Here is a 20,600-nt window from a genome sequence, read left to right on the forward strand (position 1 = left end):
GCAAAATATTGCGTCTCTACACGCTTTATCTGTATGGAATCGGGACTTTATCAGGATAAATACCGGGTTGCTTCCGCCCGGTGGATTGGGCACGATTACGGACAGAATGGCATGTACTTCGTGACCATCTGCACCCAGCACCGGAAGCGGTATTTCGGCGAGATAAAAACCGGCCAGCGAATCGGTGAAGAATCAAAACTCCGACCAACCGAGCTGGCCGACCGGGCCCTGACCTGCTGGCTGGACGTACCGCAGCACTTCCCGTTTGCCCTGCCCGATGCGTTCGTCGTGATGCCAGACCACATCCACGGAATTCTGCTCTTCGAAAAAGCCACCGCTGAAACAGAAAGGCCCAACACCTTCGGGCCGCAGCGCCAGAACCTGGCGGCGGTTGTGCGCGGCTTCAAAGTAGGCGTAAAAAGCTGGGCCACCCGTCACAACCAGCCATTCAACTGGCAGGCCGGCTACCACGACCGGGTTATCCGCAACGAACAGGAACTGGAAAAAGCCCGGCAGTATATCTTGCAGAATCCGTCGCAGTGGGCAGCCAGTGAGGACAAGCCCGACGGTATTTTCCGCTGAACGGCGTAGAAACGCAATATCTTGCGTCTCGTCGTTGCTGAAGTTGAACGGCCAACGTGACAAATGCCATATCCAACCTCAGCAACGACTACTACCAACGTCAGCAACGACGAGACGCAAAATATTGCGTCTCTACAGTCCTGCCCAATGCACCTACTCTATATCGTCTTCGGTAACGCGGCGGCCAACCACTTCCAGGCGCACTTCTCCATGCTCTCGTTTCTGCGCCAGCCGCAGGGCCTCGACGGCATAACGGTGGTGACGGACGCGCCCGAGTTCTACCACCACGCGGCCGACTACGTAAGCGTGCTACCCGTGACGGCCGCCACGCTGCGGGAGTGGCGGGGCGAATTCGACTTTTTCTGGCGCATCAAAATCAAGGCCCTCGAGTACGTGCTCCAGCAGCGGCCCGGCACCAACCTGCTCTACCTCGATACCGACACCTTCCTGCACGGCTCCGTAGCCACGCTGAGCGCCCACTTGGCGGCGGGCACGGCCCTCATGCACGAGGCGGAAGGCCCGCTATCCGCCCTGACCAGCAAAACCGAGCAGCGCATGTGGCAGCAGGTGCGCCAGCAAACCTTCGGGGGTGTTACCATGGAGGCCGGCCACGTGATGTGGAACGCGGGCGTGGTGGGCATTCCGGCCAGCCGGGCGGCGGCCCTGCCCCTGGCCCTGCGCATCTGCGACGACCTGAGCCGGCAGCAGGTCACACCCCGCCTCATCGAGCAGTTTGCCCTCTCGGTGGCTCTGGCCGAAACCGGTCCGCTGGCAGCCGCCAGCCCCGCCATCGGGCACTACTGGAGCACGAAGGCGGAGTGGAACGCGGCCATCAGCGCGTTTCTGCTCGAATCGCACCTGCGCGGGCGCAGCGTGGCGGAGGAAGTAGCCGCCCTGGCCGACTTCCGCTACGGCACGCTGCCCGTGAAACACCGCGTCCGCAGCACCCGGGGGCGGCTGGAGAAGCTGGTGGGCCGCCTGTTCCCGCCCCGGGACGTGACGTTCATCGAGCCCTCGGGGCAGTAGCCGACGGCTAGAGGCCCCTGAAAACGTCCTGCCATTCTACTACCAACTCCGGCCGCATGGCCACCGGAACGCGGCCGGGCTCGAAAAACTCCCCCCGTAATTCGTACTGCCCGTTTTGCAGACTGTAAATCACTACATTCTTCAGTCCCGGATCAACAAGCCAATACTCCTGCACGCCGCTCTCCTGATACAGTTCGAACTTGGTTTTGCTATCGTGCGTGGTACTGCCGGGGCTCAGGATTTCGATAATCCAGTTGGGGGCCCCTACGCAACCGAATTCGTCTAATTGGGCCGGGTCGCAAACCACGCAGATATCGGGTTGAACCACCGTTGTAATGTAAGCGTCGCCGTTGCCGGTAGTGCGGGTCAGGCGCACATCGAACGGCGCGAAGAACACTTCGCACGGGCTTTCATCCAGTTGATGGTCGATGGCACGGACCAGATTACGCGCTACTTTCTGGTGCCGCACCCGCGGTGCCGGGCTCATTAACCGTACTTTCCCCCGAATCAGCTCTATGAACTCGTCGAGCCGCCACGTCAGGTAGTCGGCCGCCGTATAGCTTTTAGTCAGGTCGAGCTGGGAAATATCGGTGATGAGGGCCATAGCAGGGAAGCGTAGTTGGGTAACGAATATACGGGAAAGCCCGCACGCCGAAGCCCTGCCAACGGTTATCTTGCCCCCATGAAACGGCGCATCGGCATTCGGCTCCTGGTGGTTCTGGGCATCCTGGGCGGGCTGCTGCTGGGGCTGGACCGGCTGTTTCCGGTGCCGCCCGCGCCGCAGTACTCGCCCCTGGTGCTGGCCCAGGATGGCACGGTGCTGCACGCCTACCTCAACCCCACCCAGAAGTGGCGGATGAAAACGGAGCTGGGCGAGATTACGCCGGTGCTGCGCCAAGCCATCATCGAGAAGGAAGACCGGTGGTTCCGGTGGCATTTTGGGGTGAACCCGCTGGCGCTGGTGCAGGCGGCGGGGCGCAACGTGTTTGGGCGGGGGCGCACCACCGGGGCCAGCACCATTACCATGCAGGTGGCCCGGCTGCTGGAACCCAAGGAGCGCACCTTCGGCAATAAGCTGCTCGAGATGGCCCGCGCTACCCAGCTCGAAGCCCACTACAGCAAGGACGAAATCCTGCAGCTCTACCTCAACCTGGTGCCCTACGGCGGCAACGTGGAAGGCGTGAAATCGGCCGCGTTGCTCTACTTCCAGCAACCGCCCGACTACCTCTCCCTGGCCCAGACCGTGACGCTGGCCATCATCCCGAACCGGCCCCGGGGCCTGGTATTGGGCAAGAACAACGCGGCCGTGCGCCGGGAGCGGAACCGCTGGCTCCGCCGCTTCGGGGCGGCCGGGCTGTTTCCGGCTCAGGATATTGCCGACGCCCTGCGCGAGCCCCTGCAGGTACAGCGCCACGCCGCCCCCACCCTGGCCCCCCACCTCGCGCGCCGGCTGGTGCGCCAGTATCCGCGCGCGGCCATCATCCGCAGCAGTCTGCACCGGGCCAAGCAAAGCAAGGCCGAGGACCTGACCCGCAATTACGTGCGCCGCCTGCATGAGCTGGGCATCACGCAGGCCGCCGTGCTGGTGGTGAACAACCGCACCCGGCAAGTGGAAGCCTACGTGGGCTCGGCCGATTTCCGCGACTTCCGGGGCCAGGGCCAGAACGACGGCATCAGGGCCGTGCGCTCCCCCGGCAGCACCCTCAAGCCCTTCCTCTACGCCCTGGCGCTAGACAGGGGCCTGGTCACGCCCAAGCTGCTGCTGCCCGATGTGCCCACCAACTTTCAGGGCTACCGCCCCGAAAACTTCGATAAGCACTGCCACGGCGAAGTGACGCTGGAACGGGCCCTGGCCTACTCGCTCAACATTCCGGCCGTGCGCGTGCTCCAGGACCTGGGCGTGCCTGCCTTCACCGGGCAGCTCCAGCGGGCAGACTTCCGCAGTGTGGCCCGCAACCGCGCCCGCCTGGGCCTGAGCAGCATCCTGGGCGGCTGCGGGGCGAGCCTGGAAGAGCTGACGGGGCTGTATGCGGCGCTGGCCAATGGGGGGCGGTACGGGCAGTTGGAATTTACTGCGGTTAAGGAGCCTCCCCCCCTACCCCCTTCTCCAGGGGGAGAGGGGGGACCGAATGCTGGCTCTGTGCCCGTGAAGCTGTCTGGCTCCCCCCTCTCCCTTTCCGGAGAGGGGGGCCGGGGGGGTGAGACGTTCCGCCAGAACGATACCGGAACGGCCCTCGTCTCCCCCGCCGCCGCCTTCCTCGTCACCGACATCCTGAGCCAGCTTACGCGGCCCGATTTGCCGCTGGGCGCGGCCCGCAGCACCCGCCTGCCCAAAATTGCCTGGAAAACCGGCACCAGCTACGGCCGCCGCGACGCCTGGAGCATCGGCTACAACCGCGACTATACCATCGGGGTGTGGGTGGGCAACTTCAGCGGCCAGGGCAGCCCCGCCCTCACCGGCTCCGACGTGGCCACGCCCCTGCTCTTCGACCTGTTCAACACCCTGGCCTACAACTCGCCCAACGACTGGTTCGCGCCCCCCGCCGCCCTCGATTTCCGGCTCGTGTGCGCCGAATCGGGGCGGGTGCCGGGCGAGAACTGTCCCAATCAGGTAATCGACTACTTCCTGCCTGGCGTAAGCAGCGGCCAGCGCTGCCAACACCAGCGCGAGGTGCTGGTATCGGCCGACGGCAGCTTCACCTACTGCCGGGCCTGCGCGCCGGCGGCCGGCTTCCGGCGGGCGCTCTACCCCAACCTGCTGCCCGAAGTGGCCGCCTACCGCGAAGCCCAGGGCCTGCCCTACCGCCGCCTGCCGCCCCACAACCCCCAGTGCCAGCGCGTGCGCGGCGGCCCCGAGCGCGCGCCCACCATCACCTCGCCCTCAGCCAATACCGAGTACGTGCTCAACGCCCGTGAGCAGCCCCAGCTCCTGCTCAGCTGCACCACCGACAGCGAAGTGCGCCAGGTGTACTGGTACGTGAACGACCAGTTCCTGCGCGCCGCCGCCGCCACCGAGCGGGTGTTCTTCCGCCCCGGCCCCGGCCCCCTGAAAATCTCCTGCGCCGACGACCACGGCCGCAACACCGACGTGCTGGTCACCGTGAGCGAGCTGTAGCGCGAAGCCTTGCCTTTGCGTTTCGTTGCTGACACCCGCACGTGCCCCGACGTGCCAGGGCTGAAGTTCAGCGGCTGTGCAGCGGCTGATGTTACGCACTCACCAGCCCAGCCCCGACGTCTCAGGGCTGAAGCCCGGGGCTATGCAGCGGCTGATGTTACGCACTCATTAGCCCAGGGCTTTACCCCTGGGTACTCCCGGCTCGTTTGCACGGGTGATTATCCATCGGGGCCAACCTTTCGCAACCTCGCTGGTTTACCCTCCCTGTATTCCAACCCGCCCCCGATAGCCCGGGCCGGCTTCCCGCCCTCGGCCCCTTTTCTACCCCGCAGTGCAGCCCGAACCCGGGGCTGACCGTCTCTGCTTCCACCCGCTCTGCTCTTCCTCCCCTTTGGGCTGCCGCGCCCGCCACCGCTCCGCTTTGCCGCGGGGTAGCCGCTTTCTTTCGTGATGAACTACCTTTCTCAGGCCCTGCTGCTGCTGGGCTTGCTCTGGCTGGCTCCGGCCGGCCTGCGGGCCCAGCCCACGGCCCCGCCCCGCTCGCCCGACGCGGCCTTTACCCTGGCCGAGTGCCTGCAGGTGGCCCTGGTCAACCAGCCCCTGGTGCGTCAGGCCCGCATTGATGAGGAAATCACCCAGTCGGCTAACCAGATTGCCCTGGCCGCCTGGCTGCCCCAGGTGGGGCTCCAGGGCACGGCCCAGCACTATTTTCAGCTGCCGTTCACCATTTTCCCCGACCCGACAACCGGCCAGCTGACGCCCCGCCAGCTGGGCGTGCGCAACGTGACCACGCTGGGCCTGAGCGGCACCCAGGTGATTTACAACAACGACGTGCACCTGGCCGCCCGCAGCAAGCGGTTCAACAACCAGGCCGCCGCCCAGAACACGGTGAACGTGCAGATTGCCACGGTGTCGGACGTGAGCAAGAGCTTCTACGACGTGCTGCTGGCCCAGCGCCAGCTCGATGTGTTCAGCCAAGACATTGCCCGCCTCCAGCGCAACTACCGCGACGCGAAGGCGCGCTACGATGTGGGCCTGGCCGACAAAACCGAGTACCTCCAGGCCGAAGTCTCGCTCAATAACTCGCTGGTGGGCCGCCGGCAGAGCCAGGAAGCGGTGCGGGCGCGGCTGGCCTACCTTAAGCAGCTCATGGGCCTGCCGCCCGAGCGCCCCCTGGCGTTGCAGTACGACACCCTGCAGCTGGAGTTCAACGCCACGCTGGACACCACCGCGGCCCTCAACTTCAGCAACCGCATCGAAATTCAGCAGCTCCAGACCCAGAAATCCTTGCAGGATATCACGGTGGACTACTACCGCAACGGGTTTCTGCCTTCGGTTTCAGCCTTTGCCAACTACAACTCCGTGTTTCAGAACAACGCGGTGAGCGAGCAGTACCGCACCCGCTTCCCTAACTCCTACGCCGGCCTGCAGCTGGGTTTGCCCCTGTTCACGGGCTTCCGGCGCACCCAGAACATCCGCCGGGCCCGGCTCGAAAACACCCGCCTCGACGAAGACCTGCAGAACACCCGCAACCAGATCAACACCGAATACGCCACCGCCCTGGCCAACTACCAGGGCTACTACACCCAGTACGCGCTGGGCAAGCGCAACCTGGAGGCCTCGCGGGAGGTGTACAACGTCATCAACCTGCAATACCGGGAAGGCATCCGGGCCTACGTGGACCTGATTGTGGCCCAGACCACCCTGCGCACTTCCCAGCTCAACTACTACACCGCCCTGTTCCAGCTGCTGAGCAGCAAAGTGGATGTGCTGCGGGCCCGCGGCGAGCTGCCGACGGACTACTGATTTTACCGCTGTTTGCCGACCCTCATGAAAAACCAGAACCTCGTTGCCGGCGGCCTGCTGAGCCTCCTGCTACTTGCCGGCTGCGGTAAGAAAGAAGAAGAAAAAGCCGGTCCGCCGCCCGCCACGCCCGTCACGCTGGTGGAAGCGCGCACCATCGCCGCCGTGTACTACGACGAGTACCCCGCCACCGCAGTAGCCCTCAACAGCGTGGAGCTGCGCAGCCAGGTGGCCGGCTTTATCACGGGCATCTATTTCAAGGAAGGCGAAGTGGTGCCCAAGGGCAAAACGCTCTACGAAATCGACCGGCGCAAGTACCAGGCGGCCTACCAGCAGGCCCTGGCGGGGCTGCGCAGCGTGCGGGCCAGCGCCCAGAACGCCAAAACCAACCTCGACCGGTACCAGCGCCTGGCCCAGCAGGACGCCATTGCCCTGCAGATTGTGGACAACGCCGCCACCGCCTACGCCACGGCCCAGGCCCAGGTGGCCGAGGCCCAGGCCGGCGTGGATGCCGCCCGCACCGACCTCGACTACTCCCTCATCAAAGCCCCGTTCAGCGGGCGCATCGGCATTTCGCAGGTGCGGCTGGGCTCCCAGGTCAGCCCCGGCAGCACGCTGCTCAACACCATCAGCGGCGAAGACCCGGTGGGCGTGGACTTCGTGGTGACCGAATCGGCCCTGGGACGCTTTGCCGATTTGCAGCGCCGCGCCGGCAGCAACCCCGATTCGCTGTTCCGGCTGGAGCTCTCCGATGGCACGATGTACCCCCAGCCGGGCCGCATTCTGGCCATCGACCGGGGTGTGGACCAGCAGACCGGCACGGTGCAGATCCGGGTGCAGTTCCCCAACCCCAAACGGGAGCTCAAGGACGGCATGAGCACCGTGCTCCACGTGCTCAACCGGCAGTCGGGCCAGCGCGTGGTGATTCCCTTCAAGGCCGTGACCGAGCAGATGGGCGAGAACTTCGTGTTCGTGGCCGGCGACAGCAGTAAGGCGGAGCAGCGCAAAGTGCAGCTCGGCCCCCGCCTGCGCGAGCAGATCGTCATCCTCGACGGCATCAAGGCCGGCGACCAGGTCATCACCGAAGGCATCCAGCGCCTGCGCGACGGCGGCGCCATTCAGGCCGGCACCCCGGCCGCGGCCGCGGCTCCGGCTCCGGCTGCGAAGTAAATAAGAACGTCATTCCGAGCGCAGCCGAGGAATCTCGCGTGCTGACGTTGGAATAGCTACTCAACATCAGCAAGCGAGATTCCTCGGCTGCGCTCGGAATGACGGCCTCAATAGCTAATAACCCCCACCATGATTGCAGAAACCTTTATCCGGCGTCCCGTTACGGCCATCGTCATCTCGCTGGTGATTGTGCTGGTGGGGGTGCTGGCCATCCTGAACCTGCCCGTGGGGCAGTACCCGGAAATCACACCGCCCACCGTGTCGGTGTCGGGCATTTATACCGGGGCCGATGCCCAGACCGTGGAGCAGACCGTGGCCACGCCCGTGGAAGTGCAGGTGAACGGCGTGCCCGGCATGACCTACCTGCAAAGCAACAGCACCAGCAACGGGCAGATGAGCATGACGGTCAACTTTGAAGTCGGCACCGACATCAACATTGCCGCCCTCGACGTGCAGAACCGGGTGGGCATTGCCCTGCCCGGCCTGCCCCAGGAGGTGCAGCGCCTGGGCCTGACGGTGCGCAAGCGCAACCCCAGCATTCTGATGCTGGTGGCCCTCTACGCCCCCAAAGGCACCCACAACACCACCTTCCTCGACAACTACGCCAACGTGTTCGTGAAGGACGCGCTGCTGCGCACCAAGGGCGTGGGCGACATCGTGAGCCGGGCCGACGACTTCTCGATGCGCATCTGGCTCAAGCCCGATAAACTCTCCCAGCTCGGCGTCACGGCCCAGGACATTACGGCCGCCATTCAGGAGCAGAACGCCCAGATTGCGGCCGGCTCGGTGGGCGCGCCCCCGGCCCAGACGGGTCAGACCTTCGAGTACATCGTGTTCGTGCAGGGCCGCCTGACCAATACCGAGGAGTTCGGCAACATCATCGTCAAAACCCGGCCCGAGGACGGCTCCGTGGTCTACCTCAAGGACGTGGCCCGGGTGGAGCTGGGCAAGTTCAACTACGCCAGCAACTCCTTCGTGGACGGCAAGCGCGCCGCCTACCTGCTCGTGTACCAGGCCCCCGGCGCCAACGCCCTCGAAACCTTCGAAAACGTGAATGCCACCATGGAGCAGCTCAAAAAGCAGTTCCCCACCGACCTGGACTACATCGTGCCCTTCGAGGCCGCCACGGTGGTGAAAGTGTCGATTGAGGAAGTGCTGCACACGCTCGTCGAGGCCCTGGTGCTCGTGATTGTGGTGGTGTTCCTGTTCCTGCAAAGCTGGCGCTCCACGCTCATTCCGGTGCTGGCCATTCCGGTGTCCATCATCGGCACATTCATCCTGTTCATTCCGCTGGGCTTCACCATCAACACGCTCACCATGTTCGGCTTCGTGCTGGCCATTGGTATTGTGGTCGATGACGCCATTGTGGTGGTGGAAGCCGTGGAGCACAACATGAACGTGCGCAACATGCCGGTGCTGGAAGCCACGCTGGCGGCCATGCGCGAAATTTCGGCTCCGGTTATTGCCATTGCCCTCATTCTGGCGGCGGTGTTCGTGCCGGTGGGCTTTATTCCGGGCATCACCGGGCGGCTCTACCAGCAGTTCGCCATTACCATCGCCATTTCGGTGATTATCTCGGCCTTCGTGGCCCTCTCGCTCACGCCGGCCCTGTGCGTGCTGCTGCTCAAGCCCCACAAGCGCGACGAAAACTCGAAGGGCCTCGACCGGCTGTTTTTCCGCTTCAATACCTGGTTCGATAAGGTAACGGGCCAGTACGGCAACGGCGTGCAGCGCGGCATCAGGCACTCCCGCTTCGTGGTCGTGATTCTGGTTTGCATCATCGTGGGCACGGGTTTCCTGTTCGTGAAGAAGCCGTCCTCGTTCATCCCGACCGAGGACGAGGGCCGGATTTTCGTGACGTTTACCCTGCCCGAAGCCGCCTCCACCGAGCGCACCGTGGCCACGCTGAAGGAGGTGATGAAGGAGCTGAGCCAGATCAAGGGCATTGCCCACTACGCCGGTCTGGGCGGCCTGAACGTGGTGACGTTTTCCTCCAAATCGAACAGCGGCACCGTGTTCTGCCAGCTCAAGCCCTGGGAAGACCGCAAAGACAAGGAGCTCCAGCTCCAGGCCCTGATGGCCACCGTGCAGCAGCGCCTGAGCCGCCTCAAGGAAGCCAACATCGTGGTCATTTCGCCGCCGCCCATTCCGGGCCTGGGCAACAGCGGGGGCTTCTCGTTTATCCTGCAGGAGCGCGACGGCGACGGCAAAGTCCAGACCTTTGACAAGAACCTGCAGAAATTCCTGGCCGACCTGAGCGCCCGCCCCGAAATCGTGCGGCCCTTCTCGTTCTTCACCGCCAACACGCCCGGCTACCAGCTCACCATCGACCGCGAAAAGGCCAAGAAGCTGGGCGTATCGGTATCCGACATCGGCACGGCCCTGCGCACCTACCTGGGCTCGGCCTACGTGAACGACTTCACGCTCTACGGCCGCAACTTCCGCGTAGTGGCCCAGGCCGACAGCATGTACCGCGGCGACATTAAGGACCTGGACCAGTACTACGTGCGCAACCGCGCCGGCGGCATGGTGCCCCTGAGCACGCTCACCAGCTACCGGCGCACCGAGTCGGCCCCGCTGATTTCGCACTTCAACCTGTTCCGCTCGGCCGAAATCAACGGCAGTGCCGCCCCCGGCTACTCCTCCGGCGACGCCTTGCAGGCCCTCCAGGAAACGGCCGCCAAGTCCCTGCCCCAGGGCTATGGCTACGAGTTCTCCGGCCTGACCCGCGAAGAGCAGCTGGCCGGCGGCCAGACGGTGTACATCTTCGCCCTCTCGATTGTGTTCGTGTTCCTGTTCCTGGCGGCCCTGTACGAGAGCTGGTCGGTGCCGTTTTCGGTGCTGCTGGCCGTGCCGGTGGGCGCGTTCGGGGCCATCCTGGCCCTTACCTTCCTGCCCAAGCTCACCAACAACGTCTACGCCCAGATCGGCCTGATTACGCTCATTGGCCTGTCGGCCAAGAACGCCATCCTCATCATCGAATTCGCCAAGGAGCGGGTCGATAAGGGCATGCCGCTCGTAGAGGCCACCCTGGAGGCCGTGCGCCTGCGCCTGCGTCCCATCGTGATGACCTCCCTGGCCTTTATCCTGGGCGTGCTACCGCTGGTGTTCGCCTCCGGGGCCGGCGCCCAAAGTCGCCAGACCATCGGCTGGACGGTACTCGGCGGCATGCTCTCGGCCACGCTGCTGGCCATTTTCATCGTGCCGGTGCTCTACGTACTGATTACGCGCTTCGCCTACGGCAAGGAGAAGCTGGCCGAGCTGGAAGCCAGCTACCAGCCCGACGAAGAGCACGGCGGCCCCGCCGACCAAGGCCAGCAGCCGGCGTAGCAGCCGGCGTAGCAGCCGGCATAGCAGGATTAAGTTGAAAGAACGTCATTCCTCGCCCGGAATGACGTTCTTGTTTTATGGTGCTGTGGCCTACTCATTTGTCTTCACAACCTTCCCCCATGCGTCGTTTCCTTCTACCCCTTTTGCTCGTCTGCTCCGCCGTGCTCGTGGCCCGGGCGCAGGCTCCCGCACCGCCGGTACTGCCGCTCTACTCTGGTTCCATTCCCGGCGCGCGCCCCGGCACCGGGCCGGAGAAGGTGACGAATGAGAAAGGCAAAATCCGCATTGCCGAGGTGGTGGAGCCGACGCTCACCGTGTTTGCACCCGCCAGGCCCAACGGCACGGCCGTTATCATCTGCCCCGGCGGCGGCTACGCCATGCTGGCCATGGACCATGAGGGCTACGACGTGGCCCGCCGGCTTAACGAATGGGGCATCACGGCCTTCGTGCTCAAATACCGCCTGCCCAACGACCAGAGCCAGCTCGACAAAAGCCAGGCCCCGCTGCTCGATGCCCAGCAGGCTTTGCGGGTGGTGCGGCAGCGCGCCGCGGAGTTTGGGGTAAATCCCGTCCGCGTAGGTATGCTGGGCTTTTCGGCGGGAGGTCACCTGGCCAGCACGGCCGGCACTCACTTCGTCACGCCCCCCGCCGAAACCCGGGAACCAACCTCCGTGCGGCCCGATTTTCTGATGCTGATTTATCCGGTTATCAGCTTATCCGACAGCCTGATGCACGCCGGCTCGCGCACTCACCTGCTGGGGGCCGCCCCCGCCGCTGCCCAGATCCGGCGCTACTCCAACGACCAGCAGGTAACGACCCAGACGCCGCCTACCTTCCTGGTGCACGCCCAGGACGACGAGGTGGTGAAGGTGCAGAACAGCCTGCGGTTTTATGAGGCCTGCCTGCAGCACCGCGTACCCGTGGAAATGCATCTTTACCCCAAGGGCGGCCACGGCTTCGGCATGCACAACCCCACCACCCCCGATAACTGGACGGACCGCCTGCGCAACTGGCTGTCGGCCGGGGGCTGGCTACGCTAAAGCAGGTCCTCCCACCGGGCTTCCTCCCCCAGCCACCATACTTCAGTGCCAATGGGCGGCAACGGGGCATTCTCCTGGGTGAGCAGCAGGCTGCGCAGGCCGGGCTCCCCGGCGCGGGCCACTTCTTCTACGCTGGCAATGGTGGAAATTTCCTGTTTACCGGGGTAGTGCAGCTGCACGAGCAGGGCCGTATGCAGGGGCCATAACGCCAGCACGCGCGCTTCCGATTCTGGTTGCAGGAGCACGCCCAGGCCCGTCAGGGGCCGGCTCTCCCGAACCGTTAGCAGCAGAATTTCCTTCATGCCTGGCCTTACGCAAAAAGCCCCTGACAGGCCATAAAAACCACAAAATCAACACCAAGTATGCCCGCCGGAAAATCCGCCGGCTCCGCGGGCGAAGCTCAACCTCGGGCCGGCTATCTTCGTATTGGCATGGTGCTTGCAAACCACTCCCCGACCACGGGCCGCAAGTGCCCTTCCAGCTAAAAGATTTTACGCCATGAAAAAGATCAGTCTGCTTCTCGCCTTAGTCCTGTTTTTCACCACTGCGTTCAGTGGCTTCGCTCAGGACCGCAAAGTTAGTTCCAGCGCCAAGGGTGCCATCCTGGGTGGCGTAGGCGGAGCCGCCGCCGGGGCCCTCATCAACAAGAAAAACCGCACTGTAGGCGGCGTAGTTGGCGGGGCCGCCGGCGCCGGCATCGGGTACTCTATCGGCCGCAATGCCGATAATAAGCGCAAAGCCGAGGCCGCCCGCGTAGCCGCTGCCCGCCGCGCCGAAGCCAACCGCCAGGCAGCTTATCGCTCGGGCGTTGCCCAGGGCAAATCTGCGGCGCCCCGTAACAACACGGCGGCCCTGGCCGCTGCTCCCGGCCAGCAGGCTCCGGCCATGATGAGCAGCTTTGCTGCCCCTGGTGCTGCTCCCGCCGCCTTTGCCATGAGCTCGGGCTATTTGCCCAACCAGGCCTACGGCCAGCGTGAGGCCGCTTACCCGACTTCGGAAGTTCGTCGGAAAAGCTGGTAGCCCGGTTGCATTCCGTAGCTTCAAAGCCCAGGCCTCCGGGTCTGGGCTTTCTGTTCCGCTGCTTTTTCAGTTCTGCTCTCCAACCTAACCCCTGTTCTCATGAAATCTATTTTTGGCCTGCTACTGGGCGGTGCCCTGCTCGCCTCCTGCTCCGCGCCTAACCCCAACGGAGCCGCCGACCCCAACGCCGTGAACGTGCAAACCCTCAACCAGCAGTTTATCGGGGCCTGGAATGCCAAAAACACGGTGCAGCTCGATTCCCTGCTGGCCGACGACGTGCAGTACGCCCAGGGCGCCACGCGCTTTAATGGCAAATCGGAAGTTTCGGACAAGTGGGTACGCGCGACGCTGGGCACCATCGCCGACCTGAAGCTGTACACCACCACTTCCGGCACCGGCCCGGCCATGGCCTACGAAGCCGGCACTTTCTCCACCGACGTACTACCCGAGGGCCCCGACCAGCCCCGCGGCGAGGGCGAAGGCAACTTCATCCTGCTCTGGAAGAAAAACGCTAAAAACGCCTGGAAGCTTAGCTACGTGCAGCTCGAAGGCCTGCCGGTGAAAGTGAAATAACTGCCGTTCAGATAAGATAAGGAAGCCCCGCCGGCAGTTGCCAGCGGGGCTTTCCCGATAGTGAAGAATACTGATACGCCCGCCGGCGGCTACGCAATTTCGGGGCGGGTCAGGTACTCCTCGCCGTCGTACACCGGAGCCATGCTGGCTTCCTCCTCCTTGGTGAAGAGCCGGGAGCGAATCAGGAACCGGACGCCCAGCGGAATTTCCAGCGAGAAGCTGGCCCCGCGGCCCTTTACTACATCCACCGTCAGCTGGGTGTGCTTCCAGTACTCAAACTGCGAGGCACTCATAAAGAAGTCACAGCCATGGATCTGGCCCAGCCACACGTCGTTGGTGCCCACCCGGAATTCCCCCTTCGTGAAGCACATGGGCGAAGAACCGTCGCAGCACCCCCCGCTTTGGTGAAACATCAGGGGGCCGTTTTCGTCGCGCAGCAAGTCAATGGTAGCTTCGGCGGCAGGCGTCACAAGAACGCGCGGAGTTCGGGGTGTAGCGGGCATGAGCACGGGGATAATCGGCCGGAGCCGGGGGCAATCAGCTAAGTTTAGCGGTGAGCAGCCGTTTGGGGGCCGCAAACCGAAATGGTAAGCCGACGACCTGCGCGGCGGCAGAGCATCGGCTCACCATACGCTCGGGCTGCTTTACGGCCTAGAAGAAGCCGAGCTTCTGCTGGCTGTAAGATACCAGCATGTTTTTAGTCTGGCGGTAGTGGCTGAGCATCATCTTATGGTTCTCGCGGCCGAATCCCGAATTCTTGTAGCCACCAAAGGGGGCACCGGCGGGGTAATCGTGGTAGCAGTTTACCCACACGCGGCCGGCCTGAATGGCGCGGGGCACCTCGTAGAGCTCGTGGGCGTCGCGGGTCCAGACGCCGGCCCCGAGGCCGTAGAGCGTGTCGTTGGCCAGCTCAATGGCTTCTTCCACCGTTTTAAACGTGGTGACCGATACCACCGGGCCGAAGATTTCTTCCTGGAAGATGCGCATCTTGTTGTGGCCCCGGAATACGGTGGGCTGAATGTAGTAGCCCTCGGCCAGCGCCCCGTCTTCCTGCTGGTAGGCGTCGCCCCCGGTCAGCACTTCGGCCCCTTCGGCCTTGCCGATTTCCAGGTAGCTCAGGATTTTCTCGAACTGGTCGTTGCTGGCCTGGGCCCCCATCATGGTTTCCATATCGAGCGGGTTGCCCAGCTTGATGGCCTTCACGCGCTCCACCACGCGGGCCATGAACTCGTCGTAGATATCTTCGTGCACCAGCATCCGCGAGGGACAGGTGCAGATTTCGCCCTGGTTGAGGGCAAACATCACGGCGCCTTCAATGGCCTTGTCGAGGAAGTCATCGTCGGCGTCCATCACGCTCTTGAAGAACACGTTCGGCGACTTGCCGCCCAGCTCCATGGTCACCGGAATCAGGTTTTCGGCGGCGTACTGCATGATCAGGCGGCCAGTGGTGGTTTCGCCCGTGAACGACACTTTATTAATGCGGGGCGACGAGGCCAGGGGCTTGCCGGCTTCCAGCCCGAAGCCGTTCACCACGTTTACCACGCCGGCGGGCAGCACGTCCTCGAGCAGCTCCATGAGCACCATGATGCTGCTCGGGGTCTGCTCGGCGGGCTTCATCACCACGCAGCAGCCGGCGGCCAGGGCCGGCGCCAGCTTCCAGGTGGCCATCAGCAGCGGGAAGTTCCAGGGAATAATCTGGCCCACCACGCCCAGGGGCTCCTCAATGATAAGCGAGAGGGTGTTGCTGTTGAGCTCGGTGGCAGAGCCTTCCTCGGCCCGGATCACGCTGGCGAAGTAGCGGAAGTGGTCCACTACCAGCGGCAGGTCGGCCAGGGTGGTTTCGCGGATGGGCTTGCCGTTTTCCACGCACTCCACGGCCGCCAGGTGGGGCAGGTTTTCCTCAATGATGCTGGCAATCTTATTGAGCAGGTTGCTGCGCTCAGTAGCCGAGGTTTTGCTGTAGGTCTTGAAGGCCTCGTGGGCCGCATCCAGGGCCAACTCAATGTCTTCCTTGGAGCTGCGGGCGACTTTGGTAAACGCCTGGCCGTCAATGGGCGAGATGTTATCGAAGTACTGGCCTTTAACCGGAGCGACCCATTTGCCACCGATGAAGTTATCGTAGTGCGATTTGAACTTGGGCCGATCGACCAGGGTGGTGGGTTTTTCGAGGGTTTCCATTGATAGGTAGAAGTTAGGAATGGATGATGGATGAAATTACGCAGCTTTTATGCTGATTTTATTGTAGTATTCTCTCAGAAAGGCCGCGTATCGTCTCAATCCGTGAGTACTTACTTACTCTTACAACGATTTCACTGGCGGTCCTGTTTAAAAGCAGCGGCCGGGCCTCGCGGCCACCCTCGTTACTCCGTTTTTTTCACCCCTTCGTTCCTCGCTCATGGTTCACCTGCCCGCTCCCATTGCGCTGCTTGCTCCCCACCAGCTTGGCACACTCGTCGAGAACCGCACCGTGTACTCGCTCGATGCCTTTGAGCTGAGCGTGTTCGAAACCCACCAGACGGCCCACCAAGTGCCCCTGCACCTGGGCCAGGTGGTGCTCACCACCATGCTCCAGGGTAAGAAGGTGATGCATCTGGCCGGGCGCGAGGCTTTCGAATATCTGCCCGGCGAGTCGGTGGTGGTGGGCGAGAACGAAACCATGCACATCGACTTCCCGGAAGCCGACGCGGCCACGCCCACCCAGTGCCTGGCCGTGGCCATCCCGACCGATACCATTCGCCAGACCGTAGATTTACTCAACGAGGAATATCCCCGCGCCGAAGCCCACCAGCCCTGGCAGCTCGATACGGTGACGCCCGCCCACGCTCACTTCCACAACCCGCCCGAGCTGACCGGCACCCTGGAGCGCCTCGTGCAACTCTCCCGCAGCACCGGCCGCATCAAGGATGTGCTGGCCAATTTCACCATCCAGGAGATGCTGGTGCGCCTCATGCAGACCCAGGCCCGGCAGCTGCTGTTTCATAACTACCGCCAGCACGCCACCTCCCACCGCTTCGCGGCCGTGGTGCAGTACGTGAAGCAGCACCTCACCGAGCAGATTACGGTGGAAAAACTGGCCGAGCTGGCCTGCATGAGCAAGGCCACGTTCTTTCGGGTTTTCAAACGCGAGCTGGGCCTGACGCCGGTCGAGTTCGTGATTCAGGAGCGCCTCGCCGAAGCCAAGCGCCTGCTACGCCTGCCCGCCGCCACCGTCGCCGACGTGTGCTTCCGGGCCGGTTTCAACAACACGGCCTACTTCCAGAAGCTCTTCAAGCAGTACGAGGGCATCACGCCGGGCCTGTACCGCAAGCAGTACGCGGCTTAGGGTTGTGCGACTTTAGCGTCCCCCCCTCAACACGGAACGTCATTCCAGCCGCCACGACAGCCCCACAAAAAAGCACCCCGACCAACCCGGCCGGGGTGCTTTTTTCAGGCGGTGCTGCGTAGCCGGTTAGTGGCTGACCACCAACCGCTGCACGGCTACGCCCCGAGCGGTCTGGAGCTTGACGAGGTAGACGCCGTTGGCATAATTGCCCACCGGAAGCGTGCGGATGCTGGTCTGGCCGACCGCGCCGGTGCCGGGCGCGAGCTGCTCCACCAGGCGGCCCCGCAGGTCGTAAACGGCCAGCTGATAGGCACCGGTGGTAGTTGGCGCGAAGGCAACGGTAACCTGGTTGCGGGCGGGGTTGGGCGCGAGCGTGAAGGCCGTAGCCGGGCGCACCGACTGGGTGCCCGTGGTCACGCTGCAGCTCTGGCCGGCGGTGAAGTTATAGGGCGTGGCGGCCGTGTTGCGCTCGGGTCCGCCGGCGCCGGCCTGGTAGGTGAAGTACACGCTCAGGGCCGTGCCGCTGGCAATGGCCCGGGTGAAAGTGAAGTCACCGTTAGGCTGCTTGGTCATGGAATAGCCCGGATAGGCCCCGATACCGCCTTCCTGAATATAGATCAGGGCCAGATTGCCGCCCGCCACCGACCCAATCGGGTGGAAGGTGAAGGTCACGTCGGCGCCGCTGGATTCGGCCTTGAAGCTGTAATCGGGGGTGGTGTTGCAGTAGCCGGGAGCCGCCGGCAGCGTCACGTTGATGCGCACTACGTCGGAAACCGTACTGGCCCCGGCGTTATCGGTGGCTTTGGCAGTCAGCTCGTACTGGCCCACCGTTACGCCCGTCCACTGGTAGGTAAAAGGGGCGGCGGTGGCTTCGCCAAGCTTGGTGGCGCCCTGGAAGAACTCCACTTTGGCTACGGTGCCATCCGTATCGGCGGCCGTGGCCGTGAGCGTGATGGTGGCCGGCGCTACGTAGGTGCCGGTAGCAGTGGGCGCGGTCAGGGCCACGGTGGGCGGCTCGTTGGCGGGGTTGTTCGGGTCACAGCTCTGGCCGGCAGTGTAGCGGTGGGGTTTGTCGGCGCTGTTGCGCTCGGGTCCGCCGGCTCCGGCCTGGTAAGTAAAGTAGAAGCTGGTGGCCACGCCGTCGGCAATGGCCCGGGTGAAGGTGAAGTCGCCGTTGGCTTTCCGGGTCATGGGGTAGCCCGGATAGGCCCCGATGCCGCCTTCCTGAATAAAGATCAGGGCCAGGTTGCCGCCCGCCACCGCGCCCAACGGACGGAAGGTGTAGGTCACGTTGCCGGCCGTGCTGAATACCTCGTAGCGGTAGTCGCCGCTGGCGGCCACGCCGGTGCAGGCCAGGGCCTTTACTTCCACGGCCACGGCGGCCGAGGTGGTGGTGTTGCCGTCGTTGTCGGTGGCCCGGGACGTGAGGCTGTATTCGCCCGCCGGTACGCTCTGCCACTCGTAGGTGTAGGGCGCGGTGGCATCTTCCCCGAGCTTGGTGCTGCCCTCAAAGAACTCCACTTTGGTCACGGTACCGTTGGCATCGGCGGCGGTAGCCGTCAGGTTGAGCGTGGCCGGCGCCGTGAACGTGTCGGTCGTCAGCGGACTGGTCAGGGCCACGGTGGGCTTGATGGGGTCGGCCACAGTGATGGCGACGGCAGCCGAGGTGGTCACGGCCCCGCCGTTATCGGTGGCCCGGGCCGTGAGGCTGTACGCCCCGGCTACGGCGCCGGTCCAGACGTAGGTGTACGGCGCCGTTGAAACCGTGCCCAGCAGGGTCGTGCCCTGGTAGAAGTCAACCTTATAGATAGAGCCATCGGAGTCGGTGGCGTTGGCCGTGAGCGTGATGCTGGCGGGCGTGAAGAAGCTGGCGTTGGCCGCGGGCGAAGTCAGGGCGACAGTCGGAGCCGCGTTGCCGGCGGCCGCCACGAACACCGTTACAGCCCGGGAGGTCGTGGCGCTGCCTTCGTTGTCGGTGGCGCGGGCCGTGAGCTGGTACACGCCGGCCGGGGCGCCGGCCCAGGTGTAGCTGTAGGGGGCGGTAGTGGCCTCACCCAGCTTGGTGGTTCCCTGGAAAAACTCCACTTTCGCCACCGTGCCGTTCTCATCGGCCGCCGTGGCCGTGAGCGTGAGGCTGGCCGGGGTGGTGATAACGGCGCCTTCGGTGGGGGCCGTGAGAGAAACCGTAGGGGCCGGGTTGGCGGCCACGCCGCCGCCCACGTAAATGTCGTCGAAGAAGAACTCGGCGTTGGCCGTGGCCGGGTCGCCGGCGAACATGAGCAGGCCGGTCATGGCGTTCAGGTCGATGTTCATGCCCACGTTGGGCTGGTTGAAGGCGCTGAGCGGAATGCTGATCTGGTGCCACTGACCGTCGCGCACGAGGCCGTACTGGGTGGAACCGGCCGGGAAGTTGATCCAGCTTTCCCCGTGGCCGCTTTTCACGCCCATCTTGAACTGCCCGGCGTAGGTGGTCTTGAACTGCACGTTCAGCTTGCCATCCTGGGCGAAGTTGATCAGGTTGACCGGGGCGTGGTCGAAGCCCATGCCAAACCAGTCGCCGGCCTTGGCCTGCACGGCCAGTACCTCGCTGCCCTCGTAGGCGGCCGGAGCGGGCGTGATGTTGGTCAGGTTGTTCCAGTAAAACAGCTCGGCGTTGGTGCCCAGCTGCAGCTTGTTGGTAATGGCGGCCTGCTCGGTATACACGCCGAATTTGCCGGCATAGGCGTTGTCCTTGCCCAGGTATAGCTCGTCGCCGGGGTTCTGGTAGAGGCGCACGTAGTCTACCAGCATCTGGGCGGGCAGGGCGGCCGTGATGCCGTTGGCGTTGTCGATGCCGGTGTACACCCCGCCCACGGCCATGTTCAGCAGAATAAACTGGGCCTTGTGGAATTCCTCCATATCCGTAGCGGCGGGGTTGGAGATGTCCTTGCTGAAGTACTCGTTGTTATCGATGTACATCTTGATGGCCTGGGCCGTCCAGACCAGCTTGTAGACGTGGTAGTCGTCGGTGAGCGAGGAGGTGCCTTTATAGGTCTGCACCGCGTACTCGTGCTGGCCGTTGGCGTTCCAGTGCATGGCCCCGCCGGCCCAGTTGTTCACGTTGGCGGGGTAGGATTCCTTAGAACCCATTTCCATGATGTCGGTTTCGCCGCTGGCGGGCCAGGTGCCGGTAGCGCCCAGCAGCCAGAAGGCGGGCCAGAGGCCGTTTTTCAGGTTGGGCACCTTGATGCGGGCTTCCAGCGTGCCGTACTTGAACTGCACCCGGCCCAGCGTTTTGAGGCGGGCGGAGGTGAAGCCCCGGGTCTGGAAGTTTTCCTTGCGGGCCTCAATCACGAGGCTACCCTGGTCGAGACGGGCGTTTTCGGGGCGGCTGGTGTAGTACTGCAACTCCTGGTTGCCCCAGCCGCAGAGGCCCCGCTCGCAGCCGTCGCCGAAGTCAAAGGTCCAGTTTTCGGCGTTGATGGTGGCCCCATCGAAGTTTTCCTGCCAGACCAGCGTCTGGGCCGGGGCGGCGGCGGTGGCGGCCAGCCCCAGCGCCAGGGCGCCCAGCAGCCGGCGGCCGGTGCGGTGCCAGCGGGAAATCGGTAAAGTAGAGTGAAGCATACGTGGTGGGAATTGG

The 20,600-nt window shown here is 64.0% G+C and carries 15 protein-coding genes; 10 read left to right on the forward strand and 5 right to left on the reverse strand.

Going from position 1 to position 20,600, the window contains the following annotated elements; genetic code table 11:
• Positions 1 to 33: 33 nt before the first annotated feature.
• Together KLP40_RS09345 and KLP40_RS09350 are read left to right on the forward strand one after the other, a co-directional pair.
• The gene (locus tag KLP40_RS09345) at positions 34 to 582 is read left to right on the forward strand and encodes a transposase (RefSeq protein WP_215593514.1); all 549 of its coding nucleotides are present in this window, start codon (positions 34 to 36) and stop codon (positions 580 to 582) included.
• Between the two features lie 147 nt (positions 583 to 729).
• The gene (locus KLP40_RS09350) at positions 730 to 1,608 is read left to right on the forward strand and encodes a hypothetical protein (protein WP_215593515.1); all 879 of its coding nucleotides are present in this window, start codon (positions 730 to 732) and stop codon (positions 1,606 to 1,608) included.
• A gap of 7 nt (positions 1,609 to 1,615) precedes the next feature.
• Here the strand turns inward: KLP40_RS09350 and KLP40_RS09355 are convergent, their stop codons facing one another.
• Positions 1,616 to 2,212: a Uma2 family endonuclease gene (locus tag KLP40_RS09355; protein WP_215593516.1), complete on the reverse strand. Its 597-nt coding sequence runs from the start codon at positions 2,210 to 2,212 to the stop codon at positions 1,616 to 1,618.
• Between the two features lie 78 nt (positions 2,213 to 2,290).
• Between KLP40_RS09355 and pbpC the strand changes: the two genes are divergently transcribed.
• From pbpC to KLP40_RS09380, 5 genes are all read left to right on the forward strand, one after another.
• Positions 2,291 to 4,723, forward strand: coding sequence for a penicillin-binding protein 1C (gene pbpC, locus KLP40_RS09360; protein WP_215593517.1), 2,433 nt, complete (start codon positions 2,291 to 2,293; stop codon positions 4,721 to 4,723).
• A 450-nt stretch (positions 4,724 to 5,173) separates the two neighbouring features.
• Positions 5,174 to 6,529 carry a TolC family protein gene (locus tag KLP40_RS09365; RefSeq protein ID WP_215593518.1) on the forward strand — a complete coding sequence of 452 codons (1,356 nt, stop codon included), beginning with the start codon at positions 5,174 to 5,176 and terminating at the stop codon, positions 6,527 to 6,529.
• Positions 6,530 to 6,553: 24 nt separating this feature from the next.
• Positions 6,554 to 7,696: an efflux RND transporter periplasmic adaptor subunit gene (locus KLP40_RS09370; protein WP_215593519.1), complete on the forward strand. Its 1,143-nt coding sequence runs from the start codon at positions 6,554 to 6,556 to the stop codon at positions 7,694 to 7,696.
• Between the two features lie 129 nt (positions 7,697 to 7,825).
• Positions 7,826 to 11,026, forward strand: a complete 3,201-nt coding sequence (locus tag KLP40_RS09375; protein WP_215593520.1) for an efflux RND transporter permease subunit — start codon at positions 7,826 to 7,828, stop codon at positions 11,024 to 11,026.
• 119 nt (positions 11,027 to 11,145) lie between these two features.
• A complete protein-coding gene (locus KLP40_RS09380) occupies positions 11,146 to 12,066 on the forward strand; it encodes an alpha/beta hydrolase (RefSeq protein ID WP_215593521.1) in 921 nt (306 codons plus the stop codon).
• On the opposite strand, the gene KLP40_RS09385 is transcribed toward KLP40_RS09380, so the two are convergent.
• Positions 12,063 to 12,368, reverse strand: coding sequence for a hypothetical protein (locus KLP40_RS09385; protein WP_215593522.1), 306 nt, complete (start codon positions 12,366 to 12,368; stop codon positions 12,063 to 12,065). The two genes, KLP40_RS09380 and KLP40_RS09385, sit on opposite strands and share 4 nt — an antisense overlap.
• A 196-nt stretch (positions 12,369 to 12,564) precedes the next feature.
• On the opposite strand from KLP40_RS09385, the gene KLP40_RS09390 reads away from it, so the two are divergent.
• Positions 12,565 to 13,086, forward strand: coding sequence for a glycine zipper 2TM domain-containing protein (locus KLP40_RS09390; RefSeq protein WP_215593523.1), 522 nt, complete (start codon positions 12,565 to 12,567; stop codon positions 13,084 to 13,086).
• A 99-nt stretch (positions 13,087 to 13,185) separates the two neighbouring features.
• Entirely contained in the window at positions 13,186 to 13,659 is a 474-nt protein-coding gene (locus tag KLP40_RS09395; protein ID WP_215593524.1) for a YybH family protein, read from the forward strand.
• Between the two features lie 89 nt (positions 13,660 to 13,748).
• Here KLP40_RS09395 and KLP40_RS09400 read toward each other — a convergent pair whose 3' ends face one another.
• Both KLP40_RS09400 and KLP40_RS09405 read right to left on the reverse strand, forming a co-directional pair.
• Positions 13,749 to 14,162, reverse strand: a complete 414-nt coding sequence (locus tag KLP40_RS09400) for a DUF779 domain-containing protein (RefSeq protein ID WP_215593525.1) — start codon at positions 14,160 to 14,162, stop codon at positions 13,749 to 13,751.
• A 148-nt stretch (positions 14,163 to 14,310) separates the two neighbouring features.
• The gene (locus KLP40_RS09405) at positions 14,311 to 15,837 is read right to left on the reverse strand and encodes an aldehyde dehydrogenase family protein (RefSeq protein WP_215593526.1); all 1,527 of its coding nucleotides are present in this window, start codon (positions 15,835 to 15,837) and stop codon (positions 14,311 to 14,313) included.
• Positions 15,838 to 16,054: 217 nt separating this feature from the next.
• Here KLP40_RS09405 and KLP40_RS09410 point away from each other — a divergent pair, with 217 nt between their 5' ends.
• Complete coding sequence (locus tag KLP40_RS09410) at positions 16,055 to 16,981, forward strand: AraC family transcriptional regulator (protein ID WP_215593527.1); 927 nt, start codon at positions 16,055 to 16,057, stop codon at positions 16,979 to 16,981.
• Between the two features lie 126 nt (positions 16,982 to 17,107).
• On the opposite strand, the gene KLP40_RS09415 is transcribed toward KLP40_RS09410, so the two are convergent.
• The gene (locus KLP40_RS09415) at positions 17,108 to 20,584 is read right to left on the reverse strand and encodes an Ig-like domain-containing protein (protein ID WP_215593528.1); all 3,477 of its coding nucleotides are present in this window, start codon (positions 20,582 to 20,584) and stop codon (positions 17,108 to 17,110) included.
• Between the last annotated feature and the right edge of the window lie 16 nt (positions 20,585 to 20,600).

This window comes from Hymenobacter piscis (assembly GCF_018760735.1).
GTDB classification, from domain to species: domain Bacteria; phylum Bacteroidota; class Bacteroidia; order Cytophagales; family Hymenobacteraceae; genus Hymenobacter; species Hymenobacter piscis.